The organism is Rathayibacter agropyri, from assembly GCF_013249015.1.
Classification (GTDB): domain Bacteria; phylum Actinomycetota; class Actinomycetes; order Actinomycetales; family Microbacteriaceae; genus Rathayibacter; species Rathayibacter agropyri.
On the sequence record NZ_JABRPL010000003.1, the window covers coordinates 375697 to 398362 of the forward strand.

Genomic DNA, 22666 nt, shown 5'->3' on the forward strand with positions numbered 1-22666 from the left:
AGAAGCGGCCGCACCTGGACGCGCCGTGAGAGTCCGCCGCAGAGTGGAATGGTGCCGGTCCGACCGCGTTGGAGCCAGCATGACAACCTACGGAATCATCGGAGCAGGCAACATCGGCAGCCAGGTCGCACGGGCGGTCATCGCCCTCGGGGACGAGGTGGTCATCGCCAACTCGCGCGGCCCCGAGACCCTCGCCGACCTCATTGCGGAACTCGGCCCGAAGGCCCGCGCCGCGACGGCACAGGAGGCGGCCGAGGCCGCGGAGATCGCCGTCGTGACCGTGCCGTTGAAGAACCTCGAGGAGGTGCCGGTCGCTCCGCTGGCCGGCAAGATCGTGCTCGACACGAACAACTACTACTTCGAGCGCGACGGGCACATCGAGGCGCTCGATGCGGGCGAGACCACGACCAGCGAGATGCTGCAGCAGCACCTGCCGCAGTCGCAGGTCGTGAAGGCTTTCAACCACATCATGGCCGCCGACATCACCACGTCGGGATCGCCGGCCGGCACCCCCGACCGCCGGGCGCTCGCCACCTCCAGCGACTACCCCGAGGCGATCCGCTTCGTCACCGACCTCTACGACCGGATGGGCTTTGACACCGTTGCGATCACGCCGCTGAGCGAGTCGTGGCGGGTCGAGCGGGACCGTCCGGCGTACGTCGTGCGCCAGAACCGCGACGAGCTCGAGGCCAACCTCGCGAAGGCGCCGCGCACGGTCTAAAGGCGCGGTGTGGCAAGGGAGAGGCCGCCGTCTGACCCACGAAAGTGGTGTGCGCTCGTGGCCTCTCCTGGCGGGTGACCACCTGGCGGGGACGCGGGGGCTGCAATAGTCGACGGGAAACACGTGCCGAGTTGAGCCCCTGCCGGGGCTCCGAGAGGAAAGATCCACCGTGCCCTCATCGTCCCCGTCCGACCCGCCCAGTACCCGTCTGTCCCGTCGCAGTGTCGTTCTCGGCGGGCTCGGGGTGCTCCCTCTGCTCAGCGCTTGCACGCCGGACGCGACCGCGCCGGACGGCGGGCACCAGGAGGCGCCGCGCACCCGGACGGCTGCGCCGAGTGGTCCGGTCGCCCTGGTCCCCGACGCTCTCGCCGCGAGCGCTGCCCTCTTCTCGGCGGCGCCACTGGTCGTGCTTGTGGAGGATGTGCCCACCTCGCGGCTCCGCGCCGCCCAGGTGAGCATCGCGTGGGGAGTGCCGCTGCTGATCGGTGCGGCGAACGACGCTGGAGCGACGCCCGCGGCGACGGCGACGCCCGCGGACCCGGGGGCGGCGTCCACCGACTCCGCCTCGCCCTCCGACTCCCCGACCCCCACCGCCTCCGCTCCGGCCGCCGACGCCCTCGCCGCGGAATTCGTGCGCCTCGGCGTCACACGGGTCATCGCGATTGGCAATGTCAGTGCGCCGGAGGGTGTCACCGTGGTCGTCTCGACCTCCGACGCGGCGGCTCTCTCGAAGGCGACCGGCGTCAGTGTCACCGACCTCACGCTGGCCGACCTCGCCGCCTACGCCCCCGCCGTACCGGCCGATCCTCCGTTCGGCTCCCTCCCACCGCGGGCGGAGGCGCTGACCGGCCTGCACGGTCTCGCTCGCGCCGAGGACGCCGACGTCGCCGCGTTCGCGACCGCTCGGGCCGCAGGCGTCCCCATCACGGTGGTCGACGGTGACGACCTGCTCGCCTCAGGAGGCGCCGTGACCGCGATAGCCGACGCGGACGCCTCCTGCACCCTGCTGCTGGGCCCGGTGCTCGCCGCGCAGCCCGAGCCCGAGTGGGCCGTGCGCGCGGCCGCGAACGGCTGGCAGCTGCCCGGCGGAGGCCAGCGCGCCTTCGGCAACCACCTGTTCGTCGCGATCTACGGCACTCCGGGAGCGCCGGTGCTCGGCGTCCTGGGCGAGCAGGACCTGGCGCCGACCATCGCCCGCGCGGAGGCGGTGGCCGAGCCGTACCGCGCGCTGACCGAGAAGCAGGTGGTTCCGAGCCTCGAGATCATCACGACGGTCGCGGCTGGGGAACCCGGGTCGGACGGCAACTACTCGAACGAGCTCGACCCCGCCGATCTGCGTCCCTACCTCGACGCGGCGCAGGAGGCCGGGATGTACGTGGTGCTCGATCTCCAGTCAGGGCTGACCGATTTCCTGACGCAGGCGAAGCAGTACGCCGACCTGCTCCGGTTGCCCCACGTCGGGTTGGCCCTCGATCCGGAGTGGCGGTTGCTGCCCGGCCAGAAGCCGCTCCAGCAGATCGGCCGCGTTTCCGCCGCCGAGGTCGACAGCGTGTCGGAGTGGCTCGCCGACCTCGTGCACAGCGAGGGCCTGCCGCCGAAAATGTTCGTCCTGCACCAGTTCCGGCTGACGATGCTCCAGGACCGCGAGAGCATCCGCCGTGACCGACCTGAGCTCGAGTTCCTCATCCACGTCGACGGCCAGGGCTCGCAGCCCGACAAGCAGGCGACCTGGGATGCACTGCACCAGGACGCCGCCCCCGACATCGCCTGGGGCTGGAAAAACTTCTACGACGAGGACAAGCCCATGCTGACCCCCGCCGAGACCCTGACCACCGTCCGCCCCCTCCCCGACCTCATCACCTACCAATAGCCCTGCCTCCACCCTCACCCGGGGCGGGGTCAGCGGGGGAGAAGGGAGCCAGAGACGACGCCTGCCTCGACCTCCTCGAGGGCTCGGCCGCGCGTCTCGGGCACGCGCTTCGCGATGAAGACGAGCGCCAGGACGCCGACCGCGCCGAAGAGGAAGAACGTGCCGGTGATGCCGACGCCGGAGACGAGCGTGGGGAAGAACAGTCCCAGCGCCGCGTTCGTCAGCCAGTGGCAGAAGATCGCGATGCCCACGCCGACCCCGCGGATCCGCAGGGGGAAGATCTCGGACAGCATCACCCAGGTGACGATATTGAGGAACGTCTGCATGCTGCCGACGAACGCGACGACCAGCACGAGGATCACCAGCGGCCGAGCCGGGTTGCCAACCGGCAGGGCGAGGGAGGCGAAGCCGATCAGGATGTGCATCGCGGTCGTCAGCGAATAGCCGAGCAGGAGGGTCGTGCGCCGGTTCATCGTCTGCATCAGCCGCAGGCCGATCAGTCCGCCGATCACGGCTAGTGCGCCGGGGGCAATGTTCGCGATCAGGGCGCTGTCGTGGTCGAAGCCCGCCTCCGTGAGCACCAACTGGCCGTAATACATGATCGAGTTGATGCCGGTGAGCTGTTGCGCGACTCCGATGCCGATGCCGACCAGCAGGATGCGGACGGCCCAGCGCTCGCGAAGCGCGTGAAGCAGCGGGACCTTGGGGCCCTCGGAGACGCCGATCGAGCGCGCAATCTCCTCCGCCTCCTCCTCGGCCCGCTCGGGCGAGCGAATCGTCGACAGGACGCCGAGGGCCTCGTCGCGGCGGCCGTGCGCGAGCAGCCAGCGGGGCGACTCCGGCACGCGGGTCATGCCGATCAGGAGCGCCGCGGCGGGCAGGGCGGCGACGGCGAGCATCACACGCCAGACGCCGGGCAGCTCGCCCCACACGGTGCCGATGACCGCGTTGGCGACGAAGGCGGCGAGCTGGCCGATCACGATCATCAACTCGTTGCGCCCGGCGAGCGAGCCGCGAATCTCGGAGGGGGAAATCTCGGAGAGGTAGACCGGCACGACCACCGAGGCCCCGCCCACGGCGAGGCCCAGGACCGCGCGGCCGATCACCATCACTCCATAGCCCGGCGCCACGACGCACACGAGCGCCCCGACCAGGAACAGCACGGCGAGCAGGTGGATGGTGGCGCGCCGGCCGATCGCATCGGAGAGGCGACCGCCGCTGATGGCACCGAACGCGGCGGCGAACAGCAGCGAGCTGGTGACCACCCCCTCCGTGAGCGCGGTCAGCCCGAGTTCGACCGACATCGGCTCCAGCGCCCCGTTGATGACGCCGGTGTCGTAGCCGAAGAGCAGCCCCCCGAGGGTCGCGACGACCGCGATGAGGCCGAGACGCCGAGCCGGCGCCTCCAGTGAGGTGGTCATCCGTTCACTCTGGCGCACGGCCGAGCGTTGGGGGAACCCTGGACCGTCGAGGGAGCCCCGGGTGCGGGCGCCCTCGACGGTCTGGGGGTTCCCTCACGGGCGCGGGGCAGGCGCAGGGGCAGCGGCGGCGCGGCGGCCCTCCTCGCGGGCCTGGTGCACCAGGGCGGCGACGCGGCGGCGGGAGCGGGAGCGGCCGGCGAGCAGGGCAGCCAGCACGAGCGCGACGCCCGCGAGGACGAGCAGTTGAGGGAGGGGAACGGCGGCGACCGTCAGCGACTCCGTCACCGGGGCGACCGCCACAGGTGCCTGGTCGGGAGCGACGACGGTGGGCGCGACGGTGAGGTTGGCGCCGACTCCGAAGAGCGGCCAGATGCCGTCGAGCTGCACCGAGACGGTGCGGCGGTCGCCCGGCAGCAGCTCCTGCCGGGCGGTGTCCGAGGCGATGAGCGGGGCGGAGGCGCCCTGGGCGCTCGCGGTGCCGTCGAGCAGCAGGCGCACATTGCCCGTGTTGACGACGTCGGCGACGAGCGAGAGGGAGCCGGGCTGGAACGGGTTCCACGAGAGCCGGTAGTCGCCCGCCGTGTTCTCGACCGAGAGCGCCGGAGCGACCTCGCCCGTCACCCGGGTCATCACCCGGAAGCCGATTCGGCTCTCCACCCCCACGCCAGAACCGTCCGGGCCGGTGCCCTCGGAGACGACGGAGGCGGCGATGCCGGCCGCATGGTCGCCGGGGGTCGCGTTCTCGGGCACGGTGACGGTGAACGGCACCGTCCCGCTGCCGCCCGGCTCGACGGTGACCGTCTCGGGAGCCGAGATCCAGGTGCCGGCGTCTACCGACTCCTGGCCCGACTCCAGCATGCTGAAGCGGCCCGTGTCGGTGAAGTAGCCGTCGGCCGCGCTGATCCGGAACGTCACCGCCTCCGTGCTCAGGTTGCGCACGACGGCCTCGTCGGAGGCGACCGCGCCCGGCTCGAGCTCGAGTTCGACCCAGGAACGTTTGTCGGGCACGCCGCCGGTCGAGGGGCTGACGGCCCAGGTGATCGCGTCGTCCTGCGCCGCCGCCTGCGGGGCGACCCCGAGTGCGAGTGCGGCGACGACCAGCGCGAGGAGCGCGGGGATCAGGGGTCGGTGGGCAGCGGCGGATCGGCGCAGAGTAGTCATCAGAACCTCAGAGTCGCACGGAGGGAAGCGCGACGCGGCCGGGCGGTGGGGCCCGGCCGCGATCGGCCGTGGGAGAGCCGCCGGTCCGAGAGCCCGGAGCGGCGGCGACAGGTCACTCGAAGAGCGACAGGGTGAGGGTGGAGGTGTACGCGCCGGCGTCCACGTCGACGGGCGTGCGCAGGAACAGGTCGGCGTTGGCGCTCCACGAGCCCTCGGGGTTGATTTCCTGCGAGTCGATGGCCAGGGCGAGCAGCTCCTGGTCTTTCAGCCCCACGCCGTCCTCGCCGCCGTCGATGGCCGTGTCGACCTGGTCGCCGGCAGCCACGAGCCCGAGGTCCCCGCCGTCGACCAGGGCAGGAGTCCAGCCGAGGTTCTCTGCTCCGATCGTGGAGCCATCGGCGGAGGTGAAGGCGCTCGCGCTGCCGAGGACGTACCAGCCCGTGCCCGCGGGCGCGTCGTCGGCGTCGCGGGTGTCCGTGACAGTGACGGTGGGCAGGGCCCCGGTGAATTGGCGGCGGACGTTGTCGGATCCGTCCTCGGTCAGGGTCGTTGACGTGCCGTCGACAGTCATCGAGAGCGCGCCCGTCGAGGGCAGCTCGGCGATGTCCACGTTCACGTCGACGTCGTCGCTGCCGTAGTTGTCGGCGGCGAAGGCCGTTCCGGCGACTCCAAGCAGGAGGACGCCTCCGGCCAGACCAGCGGCTCCGCGGATCAAGAGGGATCGGGTGTTCATAGCGGGTGTTCTCCGTTCTCCGGCCGGCGTCGTCGCCGGCTCGATCTCAGTGGGTATGGGGTCCCGCGGTCAGCTGCAGCTGGCTGCGGAGTAGGGGGCGGTCGCGGAGGCGGTGGCCGGCTTCCCGCCGATGAACGCGGTCGCGGTGGCGGTCGCCGATCCGTCGGTCACGCTGATTGCCCGGGTGGTGAAGGCGGACGACACGGTGGCGCCGGGAGCGACGTCCGCGAAGCTCTTCGAGCCCCATGTCGTGCCGATCACGATCTTCGCGGCGAAGGCATTCGGGTTCGTGGCGGTCGCGGTGACGACGATCTTCCCGGCGATGCAGCGCGTCCCCGAGGTAGCAGTGACCGCGAGCGCGGGCGCCGGGTCGGTGACCGGGCCGACGGAGGCGGAGGCCGTGGCCGGCGACCACTGCGGCTTCGCGGCGGTCACGGCGACCGAGATCGTCGCTCCGCGATCAGCGGCCGTCAGCGTGTAAGCCGAACCGGTGGCCCCGCTGATCGCCGTGCCGCCGCGCGTCCACTGGAAGCCGGTCGCCGTCCACGGCGAGGAGGCGGAGGCGGTCAGCGTGCTGCCGACCGTCGCCTTCCCGGTGATCGACGCCGCGAGCGGTGCCGTATCGACGATCGTCTGGGGCGCGACGCTCGTGAGGGTCGGGACGACCTTCTGCATCAGGCCGGTCGTCGGATCGAAGGTGACCCTGTCGATCGTGGTCTCGCGGGTCGTCCCGTTGCCGCCGGGGATCGCGAAGCGGTGGTACGCGATGTACCAGTCGTCCGTGCCCGGCACAGTGATGATCGAGTTGTGTCCGGTGGCGAGGATGCCCTGCGCCGGGTCCTTCTCGAGGATCACGCCGCGGTAGGTCCACGGTCCGTCGACGCTGGTCGCGGTGGCGTAGCCGACCCGGTAGTTCTCGGAGCCGGTGTCGTCGATGGAGTAGGTGAGGTGGTACATCCCGTCGCGGTAGTTGACGAACGTGCCCTCGCGGAAGTCGGTCAGGCCGCTGATCCGCTTAATGGTGTCGGCCTTGATCGAGAGCATGTCGTCGGAGAGCTCGGCGTAGACGGGCGAGCCGTTGCCCCAGAAGAGGTAGCTCTTCCCGGTCTCCGGGTCGGTGAACGCGGCCGGGTCGATGGCCTGGCCGGAGTTCACGGACTCGTCGTTAGTGATCATCGCCGTCGGCTGTGCCGTGAACGGGCCCAGCGGGTTGTCCGCAACCGCGACTCCGATCGTCTTGCGGTTGAGCGAAGCGTTGTGGCCCGAGAAGTAGAAGTAGTACTTCCCGCCCTTCTCGATGATCGTTGGCGCCCACGCGTTGCCCGTGGCCCACGGGACATTCCCGTTCGCGCCATCCAGGGTCAGGAAGGGCTTCTCGGAGCGAGTCCAGTCGACGAGGTTCTGTGACGACCAGGCGGAGAAGGCGTTGCCGCCCCAGCCGGGGATGCCGTCGGTGGTCGCATAGACGTAGTAGGTGTCTCCGAAGACCGCAATGTTTGGGTCGGCGTACAGACCCGGGATGATCGGGGACGCCATGACGACAGCCTTCAGCGTCCAGGTGGTCGCGGTACCGCCGCCGGTGGGCGTGAGCACGACGGTCTGCGGGGTGGAAAGGTTGCGGACGGTACCGGAGGCGGGGCTCGCCGTGACTCCGCCGGCCGTGACGAAGGTCGGAGTGAGCATCGTCAGGTCGGTGCCCGGCTTCACCGGGAAGGTGACGGTGCGCGAGGCCGAGTCGACGATCGGAGCGGTTCTCAGCACGTCCCCGCCGAGGGTCACGTCGGCGAGGGCCGTCGTGTTACCCGAGGCGGAAAGCACCTCGGTCGCGCTGAGTGCTCGGTTGTAGATCGCGAACTCGCGGATCTGGCCACGGAAGCGGTTGTCCGCGTCGTAGTTCGAGCGGCCGATGGAGTTGGCTGACGTGGATCCGCCGCCGATGTCCTTCGGGTCGGTCGTGACCGTGCCGCTCCCCACCTTCACTCCGTCACGGTAGACCGTGCCGGTCGTGCCAGACAGCGTGTAGGTCAGGTGCGCCCAGGTGCCGCGCGGGAGGGCCGAGCCGCCGGAGACGGTCTGCTCGGTCGTCCAGTTCCCGGTGGCGAGGCTGGTGCGGTAGTTGTTCCCGGAGGTGAACAGGTAGCCGTCACCGGCGCCATTCGTCGTGTTGCCGAGGCCGTAGAGGAAGTAGGGGCTGGCCTGGGCGGGGTCGATCCAGACGTCGGCCTGGATGGTGAGGTCCGTGACTCCGGCGAGCAGATCGTTCGGCAGCTTCACCTCATCGTCGGTGCCGTCGAGTTGGAGGGCGCCGTCCTTCCAGGTGCCGCCGGAGGGCAGCGTACCGTTCTGGTTGTTGCCTGAGCTGTCGCGCACCGTGCTGCCCGAACCGCCGTCGAAGGTGTAGCGGAGGATCTCGCCGGCCGCATTGACCGGCTTCGCGGCCGGTCCGCCGGTGCTGGTGCCGTAGGCGGCCATCAGGCGGGACTCCTCGGCGCTGGAGAGGCGCAGCACCGAGCCGTGGCGGAAGGGCTTCGAGAACGACGAGGTGTTCTCGCCGGTTGCACCGGTGGGCAGGGCGGTGAACTGCAGACTCGCGAGCGAGTCGGTGACGAAGGCGGAGTAGCCGAACGAGTCGCCCATCACGACCCAGCGGCCGTCGGGCAGTTGATAGACGGTGAGGCCCTCGAGGTGGTCGGAGAGGCCGTGCGACTTCTCCTCGCCGCGGGCGATCACGCGCGTCCAGGGGCCGGCGAGGCTCGAGGCGGTGTCCACGACGGTGCGCCAGTCGGAGGTGGAGAAGCGGTAGTAGGTGCTCCCTTCCTTCGCGATGGTGGTGTCGATGATGTTCGGTCCGTCGGCGTTGTTCGTCGGCGAGTTCTCGTCGAGCCAGACTGTCGGGGTCGAGAAGTTCACAAAGTCGCGGGTGGTGCTGACGTAGACGCGCAGCGCCCAGTCGTCGGTGCCGACCTGGGTCTTGTCGCGTCCGGACCAGTAGACGTAGTACTGGCCGGTCGTCTCGTCCCACATCGCCTCGGGTGCCCAGACGTTGCCCGCGTTCGGGGAGCCGGCAAAGACGAGGCTCTGGTCGCTCCAGTTCACGAGGTCGGTGGAGCGCCAGACGACGAGCTTCTGGCTGGCGTTGACCTGGTCCCACGAGCCTCCGCCCGCGGTGCCCTCTGCATGCAGATCGGTGCCGAGAATCCAGTACTCGTCGCCGGCGGGAGAGCGCACGAGGTGCGGGTCGCGGACGCCGAGGGTGCCAGCGAGGTTGGCGAGGACCGCCTTGTCGTTGTTGAGCTTCGACCAGTGCAGGCCGTCGGTGCTCGAGCCGAAGTAGATCTTCTCGTAGTCGGTCGCGGCGAAGTGGGTCCAGAGGTAGCCCGCGTCGTACTCGGTGTCGAGTCCGGCGGGAGCGGCGGTAACCGTCACGGGCAGTTGCCGCGTCGCGGTGGTGCCCGCGATCGTCGCGGTGAGCGTGACGGTGGTGGCGGCAGCCTGGCGGTTCACGACGCCGGTCGTGCTGAGCACGGCGGCGTTCGAGGAGGACCAGACGACGTCGTAGGCGCCGGCCTTCGCGGGCAGGGTGACGTTGCCGCGGACATCGCCGGAGTTGACGATCGAGAGGGCGTCGAGCGCCTTCTGCGCGTCGGTGTTGACGTCCTTCGCCGGGACCGTCGCGGTGAAGGTGCGGGTGGTCGTCGCCGAGCCGCGGGTGATCGTGGCGGTCAGGGTGACCGAGGCGACGCCGGTGGCGGGCGGAGTGACGACTCCGCTTGTCGAGATGACGGCCGGGGCACTGGAGGCCCACGCGATGGTGGAGCCGTTGGGGCCGCTGGTTGGGAGGGTGAGGTTCGTCGCGACCGAGGACAGATCGCCGAGGTTCAGGGCGGCGGAGTCGCGCGCGACGCGGGTGCTCTCGGTGGCCTGGAGGGTAGCGACGTCGGTCGCGCTGAGCGCGGTGCTGTAGACGCGGAAGTCGCGGACCGAGCCGGCCAGGGTCTTGTCGGCGGTGTAGACGGAGCGGCCGATCGCGTTTGCCGTCGTGGCGCCGTTGCCGATCGCGGCGGGCGTGATCGTCACTCCGGTCTGCTGCGCGACCTGAGCGCCGTCGAGGTAAAGACGGGCAGTGTCGCTGGCGTCGTCGAGTGTGTAGGTGAGCGTCTTCCAGACGCTGCGGGCGAGGTTCGCGCCGGAGTTGACGGTCTGCTCGGTAGTCCAGTTGCCGGTGGCAATGGACGCCTTGTAGCTGTTGCCGGTCGTGTAGAGGTAGCCGTTGCCGGCTCCGCTCGTCGTGTTACCGAGGCCCCAGATGAAGTAGGGGGTGCCCTGGTTCGCGTTCACGAGGACCTCGGTGCTGACCGTGATGGAGTTCAGACCCGCGAGCACGTTGTCGGGCAGCTTCACGTAGTCGTCGGTGCCGTCGAGCGCGACGCCCGCGGCTCCGCGGGGCGCTGCTCCGTTTACCAGCGTGCCGGCGCGGCCGTTGCCCGAGCTGTCAGCGGCGACCGTCCCGCTGGTCTCGTCGAGCGCGTAGCGCAGGACGAGACTGTCGGCCGGAGCGGCGGTCGCCGACTGGGCTGTCAGGAGGGGGACCGTGAGGGCGACGGCTGTCGCGAGGACGAGTGGTCGCAGGAAGGGCTTCATTGCGCTTTGCTCCAAGTTCGGCACCATTGCAGAGGGAGGACCGACGTCGTCGCCAGCGATGTTCACGGTAACACGCTGGCGAGCCGCCCGTGAACCCCCAGCCGGCTAACCTTCGCCGTCTTTCCCGTCGCTCCGGCGCCGTCTCGCCGCCGTCCGTACCCACTCGTCACATGTGGTCGTTACTCGAGCCTCGAGGGGACCATTCGCGACGAGTCGCAGCGCCTCACAAGAGGAGCGATCGGGGTCGGCGGGGAAGCGAGGCGGTTCACTCACGCAGACTGACGATCATCCAGAGCGGTCGTTCAGTCCTCCCGTGTGGCCCGAGACTTTCCACCCTTGATCCCGGAGCCACTGGAGGTAGAGCGTGCAGACTTCTCTCTCGCTGCCTTGTCGTGACGTTCCGCTCACTTCGACGGCTACCCGCGACGGCACGAGGTCGTTATGAATGTCGATAAATCGCCCGTCTGGGTCGATGTCTCCGCAGCTGCGAACAACTTCCTGTCGGAGATCGTCCGATGTCGCCGGGATAACTCGACGGAGCCCTTCAGTGTCGGACGCATCCACAGCCGTGAAAATATCGGTCACAGTGGCTCGATCGGCGCCGCCAGGAGGCTTAGTGCCGGCGGTCGGGTCATCATCGAGTAACAGAGTAATTGCGACGATTGTGACAATCACGACAAGCAGTGCGCAGAGCCCGATGATTCGCCACATGATCCGGCTATGCTGCGATCGTGGCAGTACAAGCGGCGGCTCGGGGGATTCCCACCAGTCTGAGTTGATGTGAGTAGCTCCAATCGGATGAGATGGCGTACGGGTCCTGAGCAAGGATTGCAGAAAGCTGCTTGTCGCGAATATCGTCCGAGTGATAGCTGTAGGACGGCATCTCGTGAGGATGCTGACAGTAGGGCAGCCGAGGCCGTGTGAGCAAATCCTCATTGTCGAGGTTGCGCACTTGTGAGCGACGTCTTTGGGCCTGTAGGTAGCGACAGACGAACGGCGACCGTGCTTCGCCCCCCGAACGCGGCGGTGCCCCCTCGTCCACGGGGACGAGGGGGCACCGGTCTGACTGGAGAGCCCGGCTACGTCTTGCTGCGGGCCATCACGGCGCGCTGGAGGAGGACGAAGACCAGGAGGATGCCGCCGGTGATGATCGTGGTCGCTTCCGGCGGGATGCCGCCGTCGCGGGTGATCAGGACGTTCATCAGGCCGAGCACCAGGGCGCCGACCACCGAGCCGAGGACGAAGCCGACGCCGCCGGTGAGCAGCGTGCCGCCGATGACGGTCGCCGCGATGGCGTCGAGTTCCCAGCCGGTGCCGGTGATGTTCTGCGCGCTGCCGAGGCGGGCCGTATAGACCACTCCGGCCAGACCGGCGAGCGTGCCGCTGATGATGTAGATGAACAGCTTCGTGCGCACGACCGGCAGGCCCATCAGGGCCGCCGACTGCTCGGAGCCGCCCATCGCGTAGACCGTCCGCCCGAGGCGAGTGCGGTGCAGCACGAAGAACGCGGCGGCAACGACGAGGATCGCGATGATCACTCCGGGACTAATGACAAAGTCATTAACCTTCGGGCCGTCGATCAGCTTGATCGGGGCGGCGAGGCTCAGCACCGCGGAATCCTCGGGGAGGCGTTCCGGCACGGTGCTCAGCATCGAGGCGAGGCCGCGGGCCAGGAACATCATTGCCAGCGTCGCAATGAACGGCTGCACGGCGAAGTACTGGATCAGGACGCCCGAGATCACGCCGAAAAGGGCGCCGATCACGACCATCAGGACCATGACGAGCCACGGATTCCAGCCGGCGTTGATCAGCAGCACACCGCTCACGCTGCTGAACGCGATCACCGCGCCGACCGAGAGGTCGATGCCACCGGTGAGGATCACGAAGGTGAGCCCCACGGCGAGGATGATCAGGTGGGCGTTGTTGACCAGCAGGTTCGAGACGGTGCTCGCCTGCAAGATCCGGCCGTACGCGGCCTCGCCGTAGACGATCATCCCGAAAAAGATGATCAGCGCGGCGAGGGTGGGCAACTTGTCGAGGTGCTGGCTCAACCAGCCGCGCGCCCCGGAGGTGCGCTTTGTGCTCGCCGGCGGGGCGGAGCGGGTCATCACGGCACTCATGCGGGGATCGCCTCTTTCTGCGGGGCGCTGCGGCGCGCCTCGCGACGGGACGTGAAGGCGGAGCGGACCCGCTCCGATTGCAGAAGGCAGAGCGCCACGATGACGATCGCCTTGAAAGCGGGGGTCGCCGACGACGAGACGCCGAGGAACACGACGGTTTTGTCGAGGGTCGCGATCAGGATCGCTCCAACGGCCGCTCCGGTGATGGTGAACTTGCCGCCGGCGAGCGAGGTGCCGCCGATGACGACCGCGAGAATCGCGTCAAGCTCGAGCTGGTAGCCGGTGCGCGAGACGTCGACCGTCATCACACTCGCGGTAGCGAAGACGCCCGCGACGCCGGCGAGGATGCCGCTGCCGATGTAGGCGGTCATCAGCAGGCCGCGGCGGTTGATGCCCGCCAGACGAGCCGCCTTGGGGTCCATGCCGATGGCCTCGATCATCAGCCCGAGCGCGCTCCGGCGCACCAGGACTCCGACGACCACGACGATCGCGATGGCGAGGAGGAACACGACGGGCAGACCGAAGACATAGCCATTCGCGAGCCAGCGGAATGGTTCGTTGGTCGCCGCGGTGTTCTGGCCGCCGGTGATGACCTTCGCCAGGCCGCGGCCCGCGAGCATCACCACGAGGGTGCTGATGAACGGCTGCAACCCGACGACCGAGACGAGGATTCCGTTCACGGCTCCGAGCACAGCGGCCACGAGCAGCGCGACGCCGAAAGCTCCGGCGGCGGCGGCAAGGGAGTCGGGGGCACCCGCGGAGTTCAGGAACTCCATCGACACGGCTCCGGCGACCACCATGATCGAGCCGACCGAGAGGTCGATGCCCCCGGTCGCGACGACGAGGCACATGCCGACCGCGATCATCAGGATCGGAGCGGCGGCGCGGGCGATGTCGATGACGTTGCCGACGAGGTAGCCCGTGGTCGGGCTGACCGAGACGGCCAGGTAGCCCGGGTCCTTGACGACGTTGACGACGAGGAGCAGGGCGATCGCCACGACTCCCCAGAAGTACTGGCGGCGGATGATCCCGCCGAGGGCCGAGCCCCGGGCGGGTCGGGTGTCGCTGCTCATGATGCGGCCTCCTGTGTGGCGCTCTCGAGAACGACGACGTCCTCGTCGACGACTCCCTCTGCGGCGATGGTAGTGACGATCGACTCCGCAGTGACAGCGGGACCATTGAGAATCTCCGCGATCACGCGGTGATCCTTGAGGACGATGATGCGATCGCTGAGGCGGACAACCTCGTCCAGCTCGGAGGAAATGAACACCACGGCGACGCCCTCGCCGGCAAGGGCGACGACCTTCTCCTGGATCTCGGCCTTCGCTCCGACATCGATGCCGCGGGTCGGCTCGTCGAGGATGAGGATCTCCGGCGCAGTGGCGAGCCAGCGGCCGAGCAGGACCTTCTGCTGGTTGCCACCGGAGAGCTTGCTGATGGGCCGGTCGGGGTCGGCCGGGCGGACGTTGAGCTCGACCAGGTACTTGCCGACGATGTCGTCCTTCTCCTTCTTGGAGAGGGGGCGGGCCCAGCCGCGCTTGGCCTGCACACCGAGAATGAGGTTCTCGCGGACCGAAAGGTCGCGGATGATTCCCTCGTCGCGGCGGTTCTCGCTCGAAAAGGCGATCTTGTGCGCGAGGCCGGCGGTCGGCGTGGGAACGTCGATCTTCTTCCCGTGCATCGTCACCTCACCTGTGTCGGGCTTGTCGACACCATAGATCAGGCGGGCGAGCTCGGTGCGGCCGGAGCCGAGGAGCCCGGCAAAGCCGACGACTTCGCCGCGGTGCAGAGTCAGGTCGGTGCTCTCGATGGAGCCCTTCTTGCCGATTCCCTTCGCCGTGTACAGCGGAGCGTCGCGGTAGAGGTGGTCCTGGCTCTCGCGCTCGGAGTCGAGAGAGCGCAGCACCGCGATATCCTTGCCGATCATTTTCGAGATCAGGGAGGTGCGGTCCAGTTCGTGAGTGAGGTATTCGCCGACGAAAGCGCCGTTCCGCAGCACCGTCAGGCGGTCGCTGATCGCGTAGACCTGATCGAGGAAGTGCGAGACGAAGAGGATGGCAACACCCTCCTGGCGGAGGCGACGGATGACGACGAAGAGATTCTCGACCTCGTTCGCGTCGAGGCTCGAGGTTGGCTCGTCGAGGATGAGGACCTTGGAATCGCTCACCGTCGAGCGGCTAATCGCGACCAGCTGCTGCATCGCGATCGAGAGCGACGAGAGCGAGGAGCGGGTGTTGAGGTGGCCGAGGCCGAGCTTGTCGAGTGCTGCTCTCGCGGCGTGATGCGTGGCCTTCCAGTTGATACCGAAGGGTCCGCGGACCTCGTAGCCGAGCATCACGTTCTCGCCGATGGAGAGGTTCGTGACCAGGTTGACCTCCTGGTACACGGTGGAGATCCCGGCGGCTTGCGCATCGGCGGTTCCGCTGAGGCGGCGAGTCTGGCCGTCGACGACGATGTCACCGCTGTCGATCCGGTAGACGCCCGTGAGCGCCTTGATGAGCGTGGATTTGCCCGCGCCGTTCTCTCCCATGAGGGTGTGGACCTCGCCCGGGAACAGGCGGAAATCGACGCCGTCGAGGGCCTTCACGCCGGGGAAGCTGATCGAGATGTTCTTCATCTCGACGATCGGAGGCGAATCTGCCATGTCGCGTCGTTCCGTTCTCGAGCGGGGCGCAGCCGAGCGGATGCGCCGGTGGGCCGGAGCAACCGGGGCGGCGCGAGGGCCGACCCGGTTGCTCCGGGTGAGTGGTGCGCGGCGACTAGAACTTGCGGTCGGGCAGCGCGGTGGCGGCGGCCTCGGGCGAGTCGAAGGTCTCGCTCGGAACGACGATCGATGACTCGACCTTTTCGCCGGCGAGCGTCTTCTTGACCGCGTCGAGAGCGGTCTCGCCGAAGAGCGGGTTGTACTCGGCGACGAAGCTCAGCTTGCCGTCGGCGAGCGCCTGGAGCGCATTCTTCGTGCCGTCGATAGTCGCGATCTTGACGTCGGTGCCGGGGGTGAGGCCGGCCTCCTGAACGGCCTGGACGGCGCCGAGGCCCATCTCGTCGTTCTGGGCGAAGACAAGCTGGACGTCATTGTTGTTCGACTTCAGGACCGTCTCAAAGACGCTCTTGGCCTCCTCGGTCGACCAGTTCGCGGTCTGCGCGCCGATCTTGGTGAAGGCGGGGTCGGCGCCAATGACCTCGTCCCAGCCCTTGTTGCGCTCGTTGACGACCGAGACGCCCGCGGGACCTTCGAGGGTGAAGTACTTGCCTCCGCTCGGGAACGTGGTCTTCGCCCAGTCGGCGACCGAGGTGCTGACCGCGATGTTGTCAGGCGCGATGCGGGTGACGTAGAGGTCGGTGTTGTCCGGCTCGATGCCGCGATCGATCAGGATGACCGGGATCTCGGCCTCCTGGGCGCGCTCCAGCGAGTCCTCCCAACCGGAGCCCTCGGTGGCGGACAACAGGATGATGTCCACGCCCTCGTCCACGAACGACGTGAACGAGTCAATCTGCGACTTCTGGTCGCCGTTGGTGGCGGGGGCGTACTTCAGGTCGAAGCCGGCAGCCTCGGTGAAGGTGTCCTCGATGTTCGTCTCGTTGGCCTGGCGCCATGCGCCCTCGGGGCCGACGGCGACGAAGCCGATGGTGGTGAGGTCACCGCCCGAACCCGAGCCCGAGCCGGAGCCCGCGCTGGAGCCGCCCGAGCAGCCGGCGAGGCCGAACGCGAGTGCGCCGACTGCTGCGAAACCCAGGAACTGGCCGAAACGCCTCGTCTTGGACATAGATCTCCTCCTTGAGATCACGGGCGCCTAAGCGAGCCCGAGATGGTGGGCCGCGACGGGCCCTGAATGCGGGCCTGGCGGCCCGAGGTGCGGTGAGTGCAGGATGTGCAGTGGGCGCCGTCCGAAGCAGCGCCGCCCTCGGATGTTACCGTGAACAAATTGCGACGCGCAACACTCCGCCCGTCGTTGGTCGGTAACGATCCGGTCGCGGGGCCTGTCGGCACCACTCGGGCAACCGAGATGACGAGTTGGCGAGGCTCATGGTTCGCTACGGCCCTCCCCGCGGCTGACGCTAGGACCAAGAAGATGGGACGCCTCTGTGCGAGAGACGTCCCATCTTCTTTTTGCTGAGTTTCCTATGTGGAATTTAGGCGCCAGGTCTGATTATCTGTCCAATAGAGCAGAAAAGAGCATTTCCCTTCCGTCGATTCGTCTGCTTCCAAGGGTCCGGAAAGAGTTGCATACAGGGTGCGGGGCGAATCCCCGTCCTGGCTGTCGATGCGTCGCGACGTGACCGCGATGGCGCTGCACGCGTTATAGACTGCCGCGATAGCGGAGGGCTGCTGGTCCGGGAAGAGTTCGGTCAGTCGCGAAGGATCCCCGGAGTCAATCGCGGAAATCACCATTTTGAGTTCATTGCTCGGCTCGGATGAAGATGGCGCTGTCGTCAGCGCAGGATCTGCCGAGCAGCCAGTAAGTGCCACGACGAGGCTCATCAGCCCCGCAACGCCGAGCGACCTACTTCTCATAGCCTGAGGCCAACTCACGGTGCCCAGTTGGAGTAAATAGCATCTGGATTCTCGGAGAGAATTGCCGCCAATGACTTGTTAACGTGGTCATTGCTATGCTCACTGAAGTACGGCTGTCCCTGTGCGTCGACATAGGTGACAACGGTGCTGTGATCGAACGTATTTGAGCCCTTCCACACCCAAAATGTGATGTCACCAGGCGTAAAATTAGTAACATACTTGAAATTGCCGGCCGTGTGGAATCCCCAGTCAAACATCGGCTGGGCCGTCGACCACGTCTTTGTCTCGAAGATGTTGTTTCCGAACCAAGCTCGCTCATCGTTTTGAGCGCCGTAAATCTGCTTCCAGCCACCTGCGACGAGGGCCTGAGACACGAAATTAGTGCAATCATCGGGCATCGACTTGTAGTTCGGATTCCGCTGCATGGAGTACTTGAGCGCGTACTCGACTATGGCACCTCGGCTTGCCTCGTCTCCGGTATACAAGCTGGCAAGTTGGATCGATGGAGCGGCGTTCGTCGTCTTCGATACTCCCAGCTGCATTGTGGTATTGCTGTGGGCAAGCTGCTTCTGAATCTCGCTATACATCGGAAGCTGAGCGAGCCCAGGACTTTGCGTCGCGGTCTTTCCGCCTGAAATTACTTGTCTAATCCGATTCGCTGCTTCGCCGCTCTTTTGAGCGGCTGCGACGTCAGCCGGAGGGGCAATCGTCTCGGGAAGATCGGCTGCCTGAAGACTCGAGTCGTGACTGATACTTGACACTTGCCACGTCGAATCGCTTTTCGTCAGCGCCACGGTCTGAGGGAATGAGTAGCTATAGTCGGGAAGCGTCGCGCCATTGGTGTCGATAGCGCGCTTCATCGTTGTTTTCTCGGTGATGGATGCGGTTGCAGCCGCCCCGGAAATACTCAAGGAATCAACGGAAATTGTCGTCGCAAAACTGGTGAATTTCTCGCCGAATTCAGCAAGAAGATCGCGTTGTGTTTGCAAGCTCGAATCGTCGGCGGCGATTGCAGCCTTCCTGTCGTTAGTCGCAGTTGCGCCCGGAGCGGAATTAGCTTTTACCTGTGGCATATTCGAGGCGAGCGATTGTGCGTTTCGGTGATTAAGATCAGTTGATACTGCGGCTAAAATAGCGGCCTGATCGGATGACATTGCAGGGGGTGCGATAGACGGGGTAGCGGAAAGCATAGTGGCGCTTCCAGCTAGTGTCAGTCCGACTGCGACAAGGCGCAAGGGGAGCATGGCTAGGATCCTTCTGTGGGAGTCGAGTGAAATTACGTGGACGGAAGGGGCTATGCCTTTTCGTGACACGAAGCCCGATTCTACGGATCCGAGATATTCGCGCGTAACTCGTTGAGGGTTCAAACATACCGAAAATGTATTTTCGCTCAACCAATACAAGGCTGCATATCACAGAGTGCGGGCCTCTCTGGGAGCAGCGCGTACCGTACCTCGACACGGGCTGCGCGTTAGCTCGACGCTAGATCGACACCCTCGCGAGGGGCCGTTCCTCGCTACGCCGGCGAGGCGTCGGAGACGACGTGCACCTCCTCGCCGCGCAGCACGAACTGCAACGCAGCGCCGCCCTCGGATGTTACCGTGAACAAATTGCGACGCGCAACACTCCGCCCGTCGCTCATAGGTAACGATCCGGTCGCGCCTCCCTACCGACGGGCGAACCCGATCGAGGTGGAACACCCGCGTGGCGGGCTGGGGCGCTACCAGTCTCTGAGGAGGCACGCGGCGGTGATGAAGTCGTCAGACGTCGTACCGATCGGACCTTCCGTGCCATGAAGCTCCGTGAAGCCAGCGGGCCCGTACAGCGACTGGAAGACTGCGCGACGAGCGTTGACGACCGCGAACCGACCTCCGACGTGAGCTTTCGCCCGGGCAATAGCGTGCTTTGCTTCGTCGAGAATCACCGAACCGGGCAACTGAACGCTTGTATACGTGTCGCTACGTGCGAGTTCCGCAATGCTGTATGCCCCGGTAATCTCGACGGAAATATTACCGGAAAACTTTTTCCTCTTGTTCGAGCTTGCTTTTCTCAGGTCTAAGGCGGTCATTCCTACGGTAAAAAATGCAGGCACGTCGATATCGTCGTCACCGACCGGGCAGATGAAAACGTAGGTGCGACTGTGGCCATGTTTCTCGTAATCGCCAACTTTGGTGCGTGCAAACTCTTGTAAATGTGTGGAACGACGACAGGAAAATGTGGAAAGACACGAATATACGGCTTCCCGAAGGTCTCGGTACTCTTCGTTATCAAGCTCCGCGAGCGCCAGTACGTCGTATGCGATCTGCCCAGTTGAAAGAGACGTCACGCCTTTCGGCTCGACCGCCCACTCACGCGGCTCTGTAGGGCCGACAGCGTTCGATCCAGGCTTTCTCGGTCGGATGGTCGACGAGAAACGAATCCGGGAGATGACAACGGTGCACTGCTCTGCGATCTCTCGAGTTCGATCAGTTGATCGACTCCCGACTCCGAAAGCACATACACGCCCCCAAGGGCTGTCGACGCCATCTCTCGCCTCCTGATCTGCGGCCTTCGTCCCGGAGCTCGTCTCCGCGACACCGAGAATCGTCTCATGCCCGGTGCGGCGGTGGTGCGCGGTGACGAGATACCCATACGCGACCGCTGCTCAGAGGTCCTCTACGGACGCCGCATGCCGGCAGTGTGCCTCAGCGATCGTGAAGCGCCGTTCCTCGCTACGCCGGCGAGGCGTCGGAGACGACGTGCACCTCCTCGCCGCGCAGCACGAACTGCAACGCGGTGCCGACGGGGAACTGATCCCGTAGGGCTTCCGGAGACGCGTCGGACACCGTGAACTGGGCGATCGCGGGGAAGGAGTTCGCTGTGCAGCCCGAGTGGAAAGGCCCCTCCCGCGGGTCGACGGTGCGCACGATGTAGAGGCACGACCCGCCGTCCCTGCCGCTGTGCTGCTTGACGACGGTGAGCCCGTCGAAGTCCTCGGTGGTGAGCGCGCCCTCGAAGCCGAGGTCCTCCCAGCCCGGGATGTCGGTACCGCTGGTCAGCGGCAGCACGGCGGCTTCGCGGCCGGGCGGCTCCGACGCGCGCGTGACGAGGAGGGTCGCGCCGACGGCGAGAGCGGCCGTCGCGGCGAGGGTGACCAGCTGCAAAAGGAGGCGCCTCCTCGGCGCTCCAGAGGCGCGCGCAGAAAGTGCGGCCTCGGGCAGAGGGAGCGTGGCCTCGGGTAGAGCGACCGTGTCCTCGGGAGGATCGGCCGCGTCGCCGGTGGCGCGGGCCGGTTCATCCCGGTTCGGGAGCGGCGGTGTGGGCTCGCTCGCGACTCGCCGCTCCCGAGCTTCGAGGGCGTGCAGCCGGGCGAGTGCACCAGGATCGCGCTCAATGTCGGGGCGGCGCCCGTAGGCCCGCCGCTGCAACTCGGCAAGCTCGTCGTCTTCCACCCTCGGATTCTCGCAGGCCCCTTCCGGTACGCAACCAAGGTCGAGAACCGCCACGAGGCCGCACAATCCAGGTTTGGGCCCGCTCAACCTCGGTTGCGAACGCGGCTGCCGGTCGTCAGCGCGCGGCAGCGGTGTGCAGGAGATCGCGCAGGTAGGGCGCCACGATCCGCGCCGAGATGCGCAGATCCAGGAGGAGGAAAGGCCGCTCGGCCGGATCCTGCGCCGTCCAGTCGGCGAGCGCCTGCACATCCGCCAGCTCACGGACGACCACACCCTCCGCGCCGAAGCAGGACGCCACACCCGCGAAGTTCACCTCCGGGATCAGCATCGGAGCGGTGGCCAGGCCCAGCGCGCCGTAGACGTTGAGCTCGGCTCCGTAGGCGGCGTCGTTCCAGACCACCGCCAGGCCTCGTCCGCCCGCCACGCGGATCGCGGACTCGAGGTCGGCGAGCGCCATCAGACCGCCGCCGTCACCGGTGACGAGCACCACCGTCGCGTCCGGTCTCGCGAGCGCCGCTCCCACCACCGCCGGAAGGCCGAGGCCGATCGCCTGGAACGCGGTACCCAGTGTCGCGAGGCGGTCGGGGGAGGTGCACGGCCAGTACATGATCGGCCAGCCTAGGAAGTGGCCGCCGTCGGTCACCACGACCCGATTCTCCGGCAGATGCTCGGCCAGCGCCCGAGCCGTCGAGCGCGGGTCGAGCCGGCCGTCCGGGGCCAGGGGATCGCCGTCTTCGCGCTCGCGGAGGACCAGAGGGTTGACGCAGTCGCGCCAGCCCCTCGGCGCCGGGTCCCGGTCGCAAAGTTCTCGCACGAGTGCTTCTGCGACGAGACGTGCGTCGCCGCGGACGTAGTGATCGACCCGATCATGCGTCGCGGCGACGAGCACGTCGACCTGCGCGACGTGCGTGCTGGGGGAGAAAAGCGCTCCTGATCGCAGGAGGAAGCGGGTGAGCGACGCCCCGAAGACGATCGCGAGGTCGGCCTCGCGGACGAGCGACATCGCTCTCTCCGCTCCCCACCCACCCGCCGCGCCCAGATCGTGCTCGTGGCGGGGGAACAGCCCGAGCCCGAGCACGCTCGAGGTGGTGACGGCGCCGATGAGGTCGGCGAGTTCGCCGAGCGCACCTCCGGCATTCGAGAGCCAGGCGCCGCGGCCCGCGACGAGGAGGGGGCGCTCGGCCGTTAAGAGTGCCGAGGCGAGTTGCGCGATCGAGGCATTCGAGGGTGCGACGCGCACGGACGACGGGATGCCCGGCACGGTAGGCAGATCGCCGGCGTCCGCGGTGGCGAGGTCGGTGGGGATCGCGAGGACGACCGGGGTCCGCTCGGTGAGTGCGTGCTCGAGTGCGCGGGCAGTCGTCGCCGCGGCGTCGTGACGGCCGACGGTGAAGGTCTGTACTCCCGCTGCGGAGGCGATCGCCGGCTGGTCGACACCCCACGGCCGCCGCCCCGTGCTCGGCTCGTCGCCGACAACGAGTAGCAGCGGCGAATGCGCCAGCGCCGCCTCGGCCAGCGCGGTGAGCGTATTGGTGAAGCCGGGCCCGTACGTGGTCGTGGCCGCGGCGATCCCGCCGCCCGTGCGGTAGTGCGCGTCCGCTGCGACGACGGCGCCGGCTTCGTGGCGCAGGGCGATGAAACGCGTTCCGGGCTGCCGCTCCAGCGCGTCGATCAGGTGCGCGTTGCCGTTGCCCATCACCCCAAAGACGTGGCTGATGGAGGAGGCGAGGGCGTGAGCGACGTGCGCGGAGACCGAGGGCATGGCTGGCCTTTCGAGGGAGTAGGTGCCCGGGACCACCGCGGGGCTTCCAGCTCTCGAGCCTGTCATCGCGTCCACTCCGGTCTCAACAGAGGCTCTCTCAGAAGACTCCCGCGCGGGACGGAGAGGCGTGCGCTGCTCCGCTCGCCGCTTCCCGCGAGCCCACCCCTCTTTCCCGCGACTTTCCCGCGACCCGCTTCGATTCGTTACGAATGGCTGCCCGTTCTCCGCTGGACGCAGCCATTCACGACGACTCGATGAGGCCCCCATGACGCGGGGTGGCGATGCGTCCG

Annotated in this window: 16 protein-coding genes; 2 read left to right on the forward strand and 14 right to left on the reverse strand. The window is 67.5% G+C overall.

All coding sequences use genetic code 11. The features are described from left to right. Nucleotides 1–79: 79 nt before the first annotated feature. A complete protein-coding gene (locus HRF29_RS10565) occupies nt 80–721 on the forward strand; it encodes an NADPH-dependent F420 reductase (protein ID WP_173248537.1) in 642 nt (213 codons plus the stop codon). A gap of 169 nt (nt 722–890) precedes the next feature. Continuing rightward, nucleotides 891–2591 carry a hypothetical protein gene (locus HRF29_RS10570; RefSeq protein ID WP_343043717.1) on the forward strand — a complete coding sequence of 567 codons (1701 nt, stop codon included), beginning with the start codon at nt 891–893 and terminating at the stop codon, nt 2589–2591. A gap of 29 nt (nt 2592–2620) precedes the next feature. Here the strand turns inward: HRF29_RS10570 and HRF29_RS10575 are convergent, their stop codons facing one another. From HRF29_RS10575 to HRF29_RS10635, 14 genes are all read right to left on the reverse strand, one after another. Then, nucleotides 2621–4012 carry a sugar porter family MFS transporter gene (locus HRF29_RS10575; RefSeq protein ID WP_173248539.1) on the reverse strand — a complete coding sequence of 464 codons (1392 nt, stop codon included), beginning with the start codon at nt 4010–4012 and terminating at the stop codon, nt 2621–2623. A gap of 93 nt (nt 4013–4105) precedes the next feature. Then, complete coding sequence (locus tag HRF29_RS15190; protein ID WP_173248541.1) at nt 4106–5173, reverse strand: WxL protein peptidoglycan domain-containing protein; 1068 nt, start codon at nt 5171–5173, stop codon at nt 4106–4108. A 112-nt stretch (nt 5174–5285) separates the two neighbouring features. Beyond that, nucleotides 5286–5906, reverse strand: coding sequence for a hypothetical protein (locus tag HRF29_RS10585; protein ID WP_173248543.1), 621 nt, complete (start codon nt 5904–5906; stop codon nt 5286–5288). A 69-nt stretch (nt 5907–5975) separates the two neighbouring features. Beyond that, nucleotides 5976–10547, reverse strand: coding sequence for a family 43 glycosylhydrolase (locus HRF29_RS10590; RefSeq protein ID WP_173248545.1), 4572 nt, complete (start codon nt 10545–10547; stop codon nt 5976–5978). Nucleotides 10548–11626: 1079 nt separating this feature from the next. After that, nucleotides 11627–12655, reverse strand: a complete 1029-nt coding sequence (locus tag HRF29_RS10595) for an ABC transporter permease subunit (RefSeq protein WP_173248715.1) — start codon at nt 12653–12655, stop codon at nt 11627–11629. A gap of 8 nt (nt 12656–12663) precedes the next feature. Then, the gene (locus HRF29_RS10600; RefSeq protein WP_173248547.1) at nt 12664–13740 is read right to left on the reverse strand and encodes an ABC transporter permease; all 1077 of its coding nucleotides are present in this window, start codon (nt 13738–13740) and stop codon (nt 12664–12666) included. Further along, nucleotides 13737–15311 (reverse strand): sugar ABC transporter ATP-binding protein, encoded by a 1575-nt coding sequence (locus HRF29_RS10605; RefSeq protein WP_173248549.1) that lies wholly within the window; start codon nt 15309–15311, stop codon nt 13737–13739. Before HRF29_RS10605 ends, HRF29_RS10600 begins: the two co-directional genes overlap by 4 nt. Nucleotides 15312–15426: 115 nt before the next feature. After that, nucleotides 15427–16434: an ABC transporter substrate-binding protein gene (locus HRF29_RS10610; RefSeq protein WP_173248551.1), complete on the reverse strand. Its 1008-nt coding sequence runs from the start codon at nt 16432–16434 to the stop codon at nt 15427–15429. A gap of 356 nt (nt 16435–16790) precedes the next feature. Next, complete coding sequence (locus HRF29_RS10615) at nt 16791–17150, reverse strand: hypothetical protein (protein ID WP_173248553.1); 360 nt, start codon at nt 17148–17150, stop codon at nt 16791–16793. 47 nt (nt 17151–17197) lie between these two features. Further along, nucleotides 17198–18427 carry an amidase domain-containing protein gene (locus tag HRF29_RS10620; protein ID WP_173248555.1) on the reverse strand — a complete coding sequence of 410 codons (1230 nt, stop codon included), beginning with the start codon at nt 18425–18427 and terminating at the stop codon, nt 17198–17200. A gap of 272 nt (nt 18428–18699) precedes the next feature. Then, the gene (locus HRF29_RS15195; RefSeq protein ID WP_281357313.1) at nt 18700–18825 is read right to left on the reverse strand and encodes a hypothetical protein; all 126 of its coding nucleotides are present in this window, start codon (nt 18823–18825) and stop codon (nt 18700–18702) included. Between the two features lie 78 nt (nt 18826–18903). Further along, the gene (locus tag HRF29_RS10625) at nt 18904–19509 is read right to left on the reverse strand and encodes a hypothetical protein (protein WP_173248557.1); all 606 of its coding nucleotides are present in this window, start codon (nt 19507–19509) and stop codon (nt 18904–18906) included. A gap of 385 nt (nt 19510–19894) precedes the next feature. Beyond that, on the reverse strand, nt 19895–20614 hold the full coding sequence (locus tag HRF29_RS10630) for a hypothetical protein (RefSeq protein ID WP_173248559.1): 720 nt from the start codon (nt 20612–20614) through the stop codon (nt 19895–19897). Nucleotides 20615–20729: 115 nt separating this feature from the next. Beyond that, nucleotides 20730–22376 carry a thiamine pyrophosphate-binding protein gene (locus tag HRF29_RS10635; protein WP_173248561.1) on the reverse strand — a complete coding sequence of 549 codons (1647 nt, stop codon included), beginning with the start codon at nt 22374–22376 and terminating at the stop codon, nt 20730–20732. Between the last annotated feature and the right edge of the window lie 290 nt (nt 22377–22666).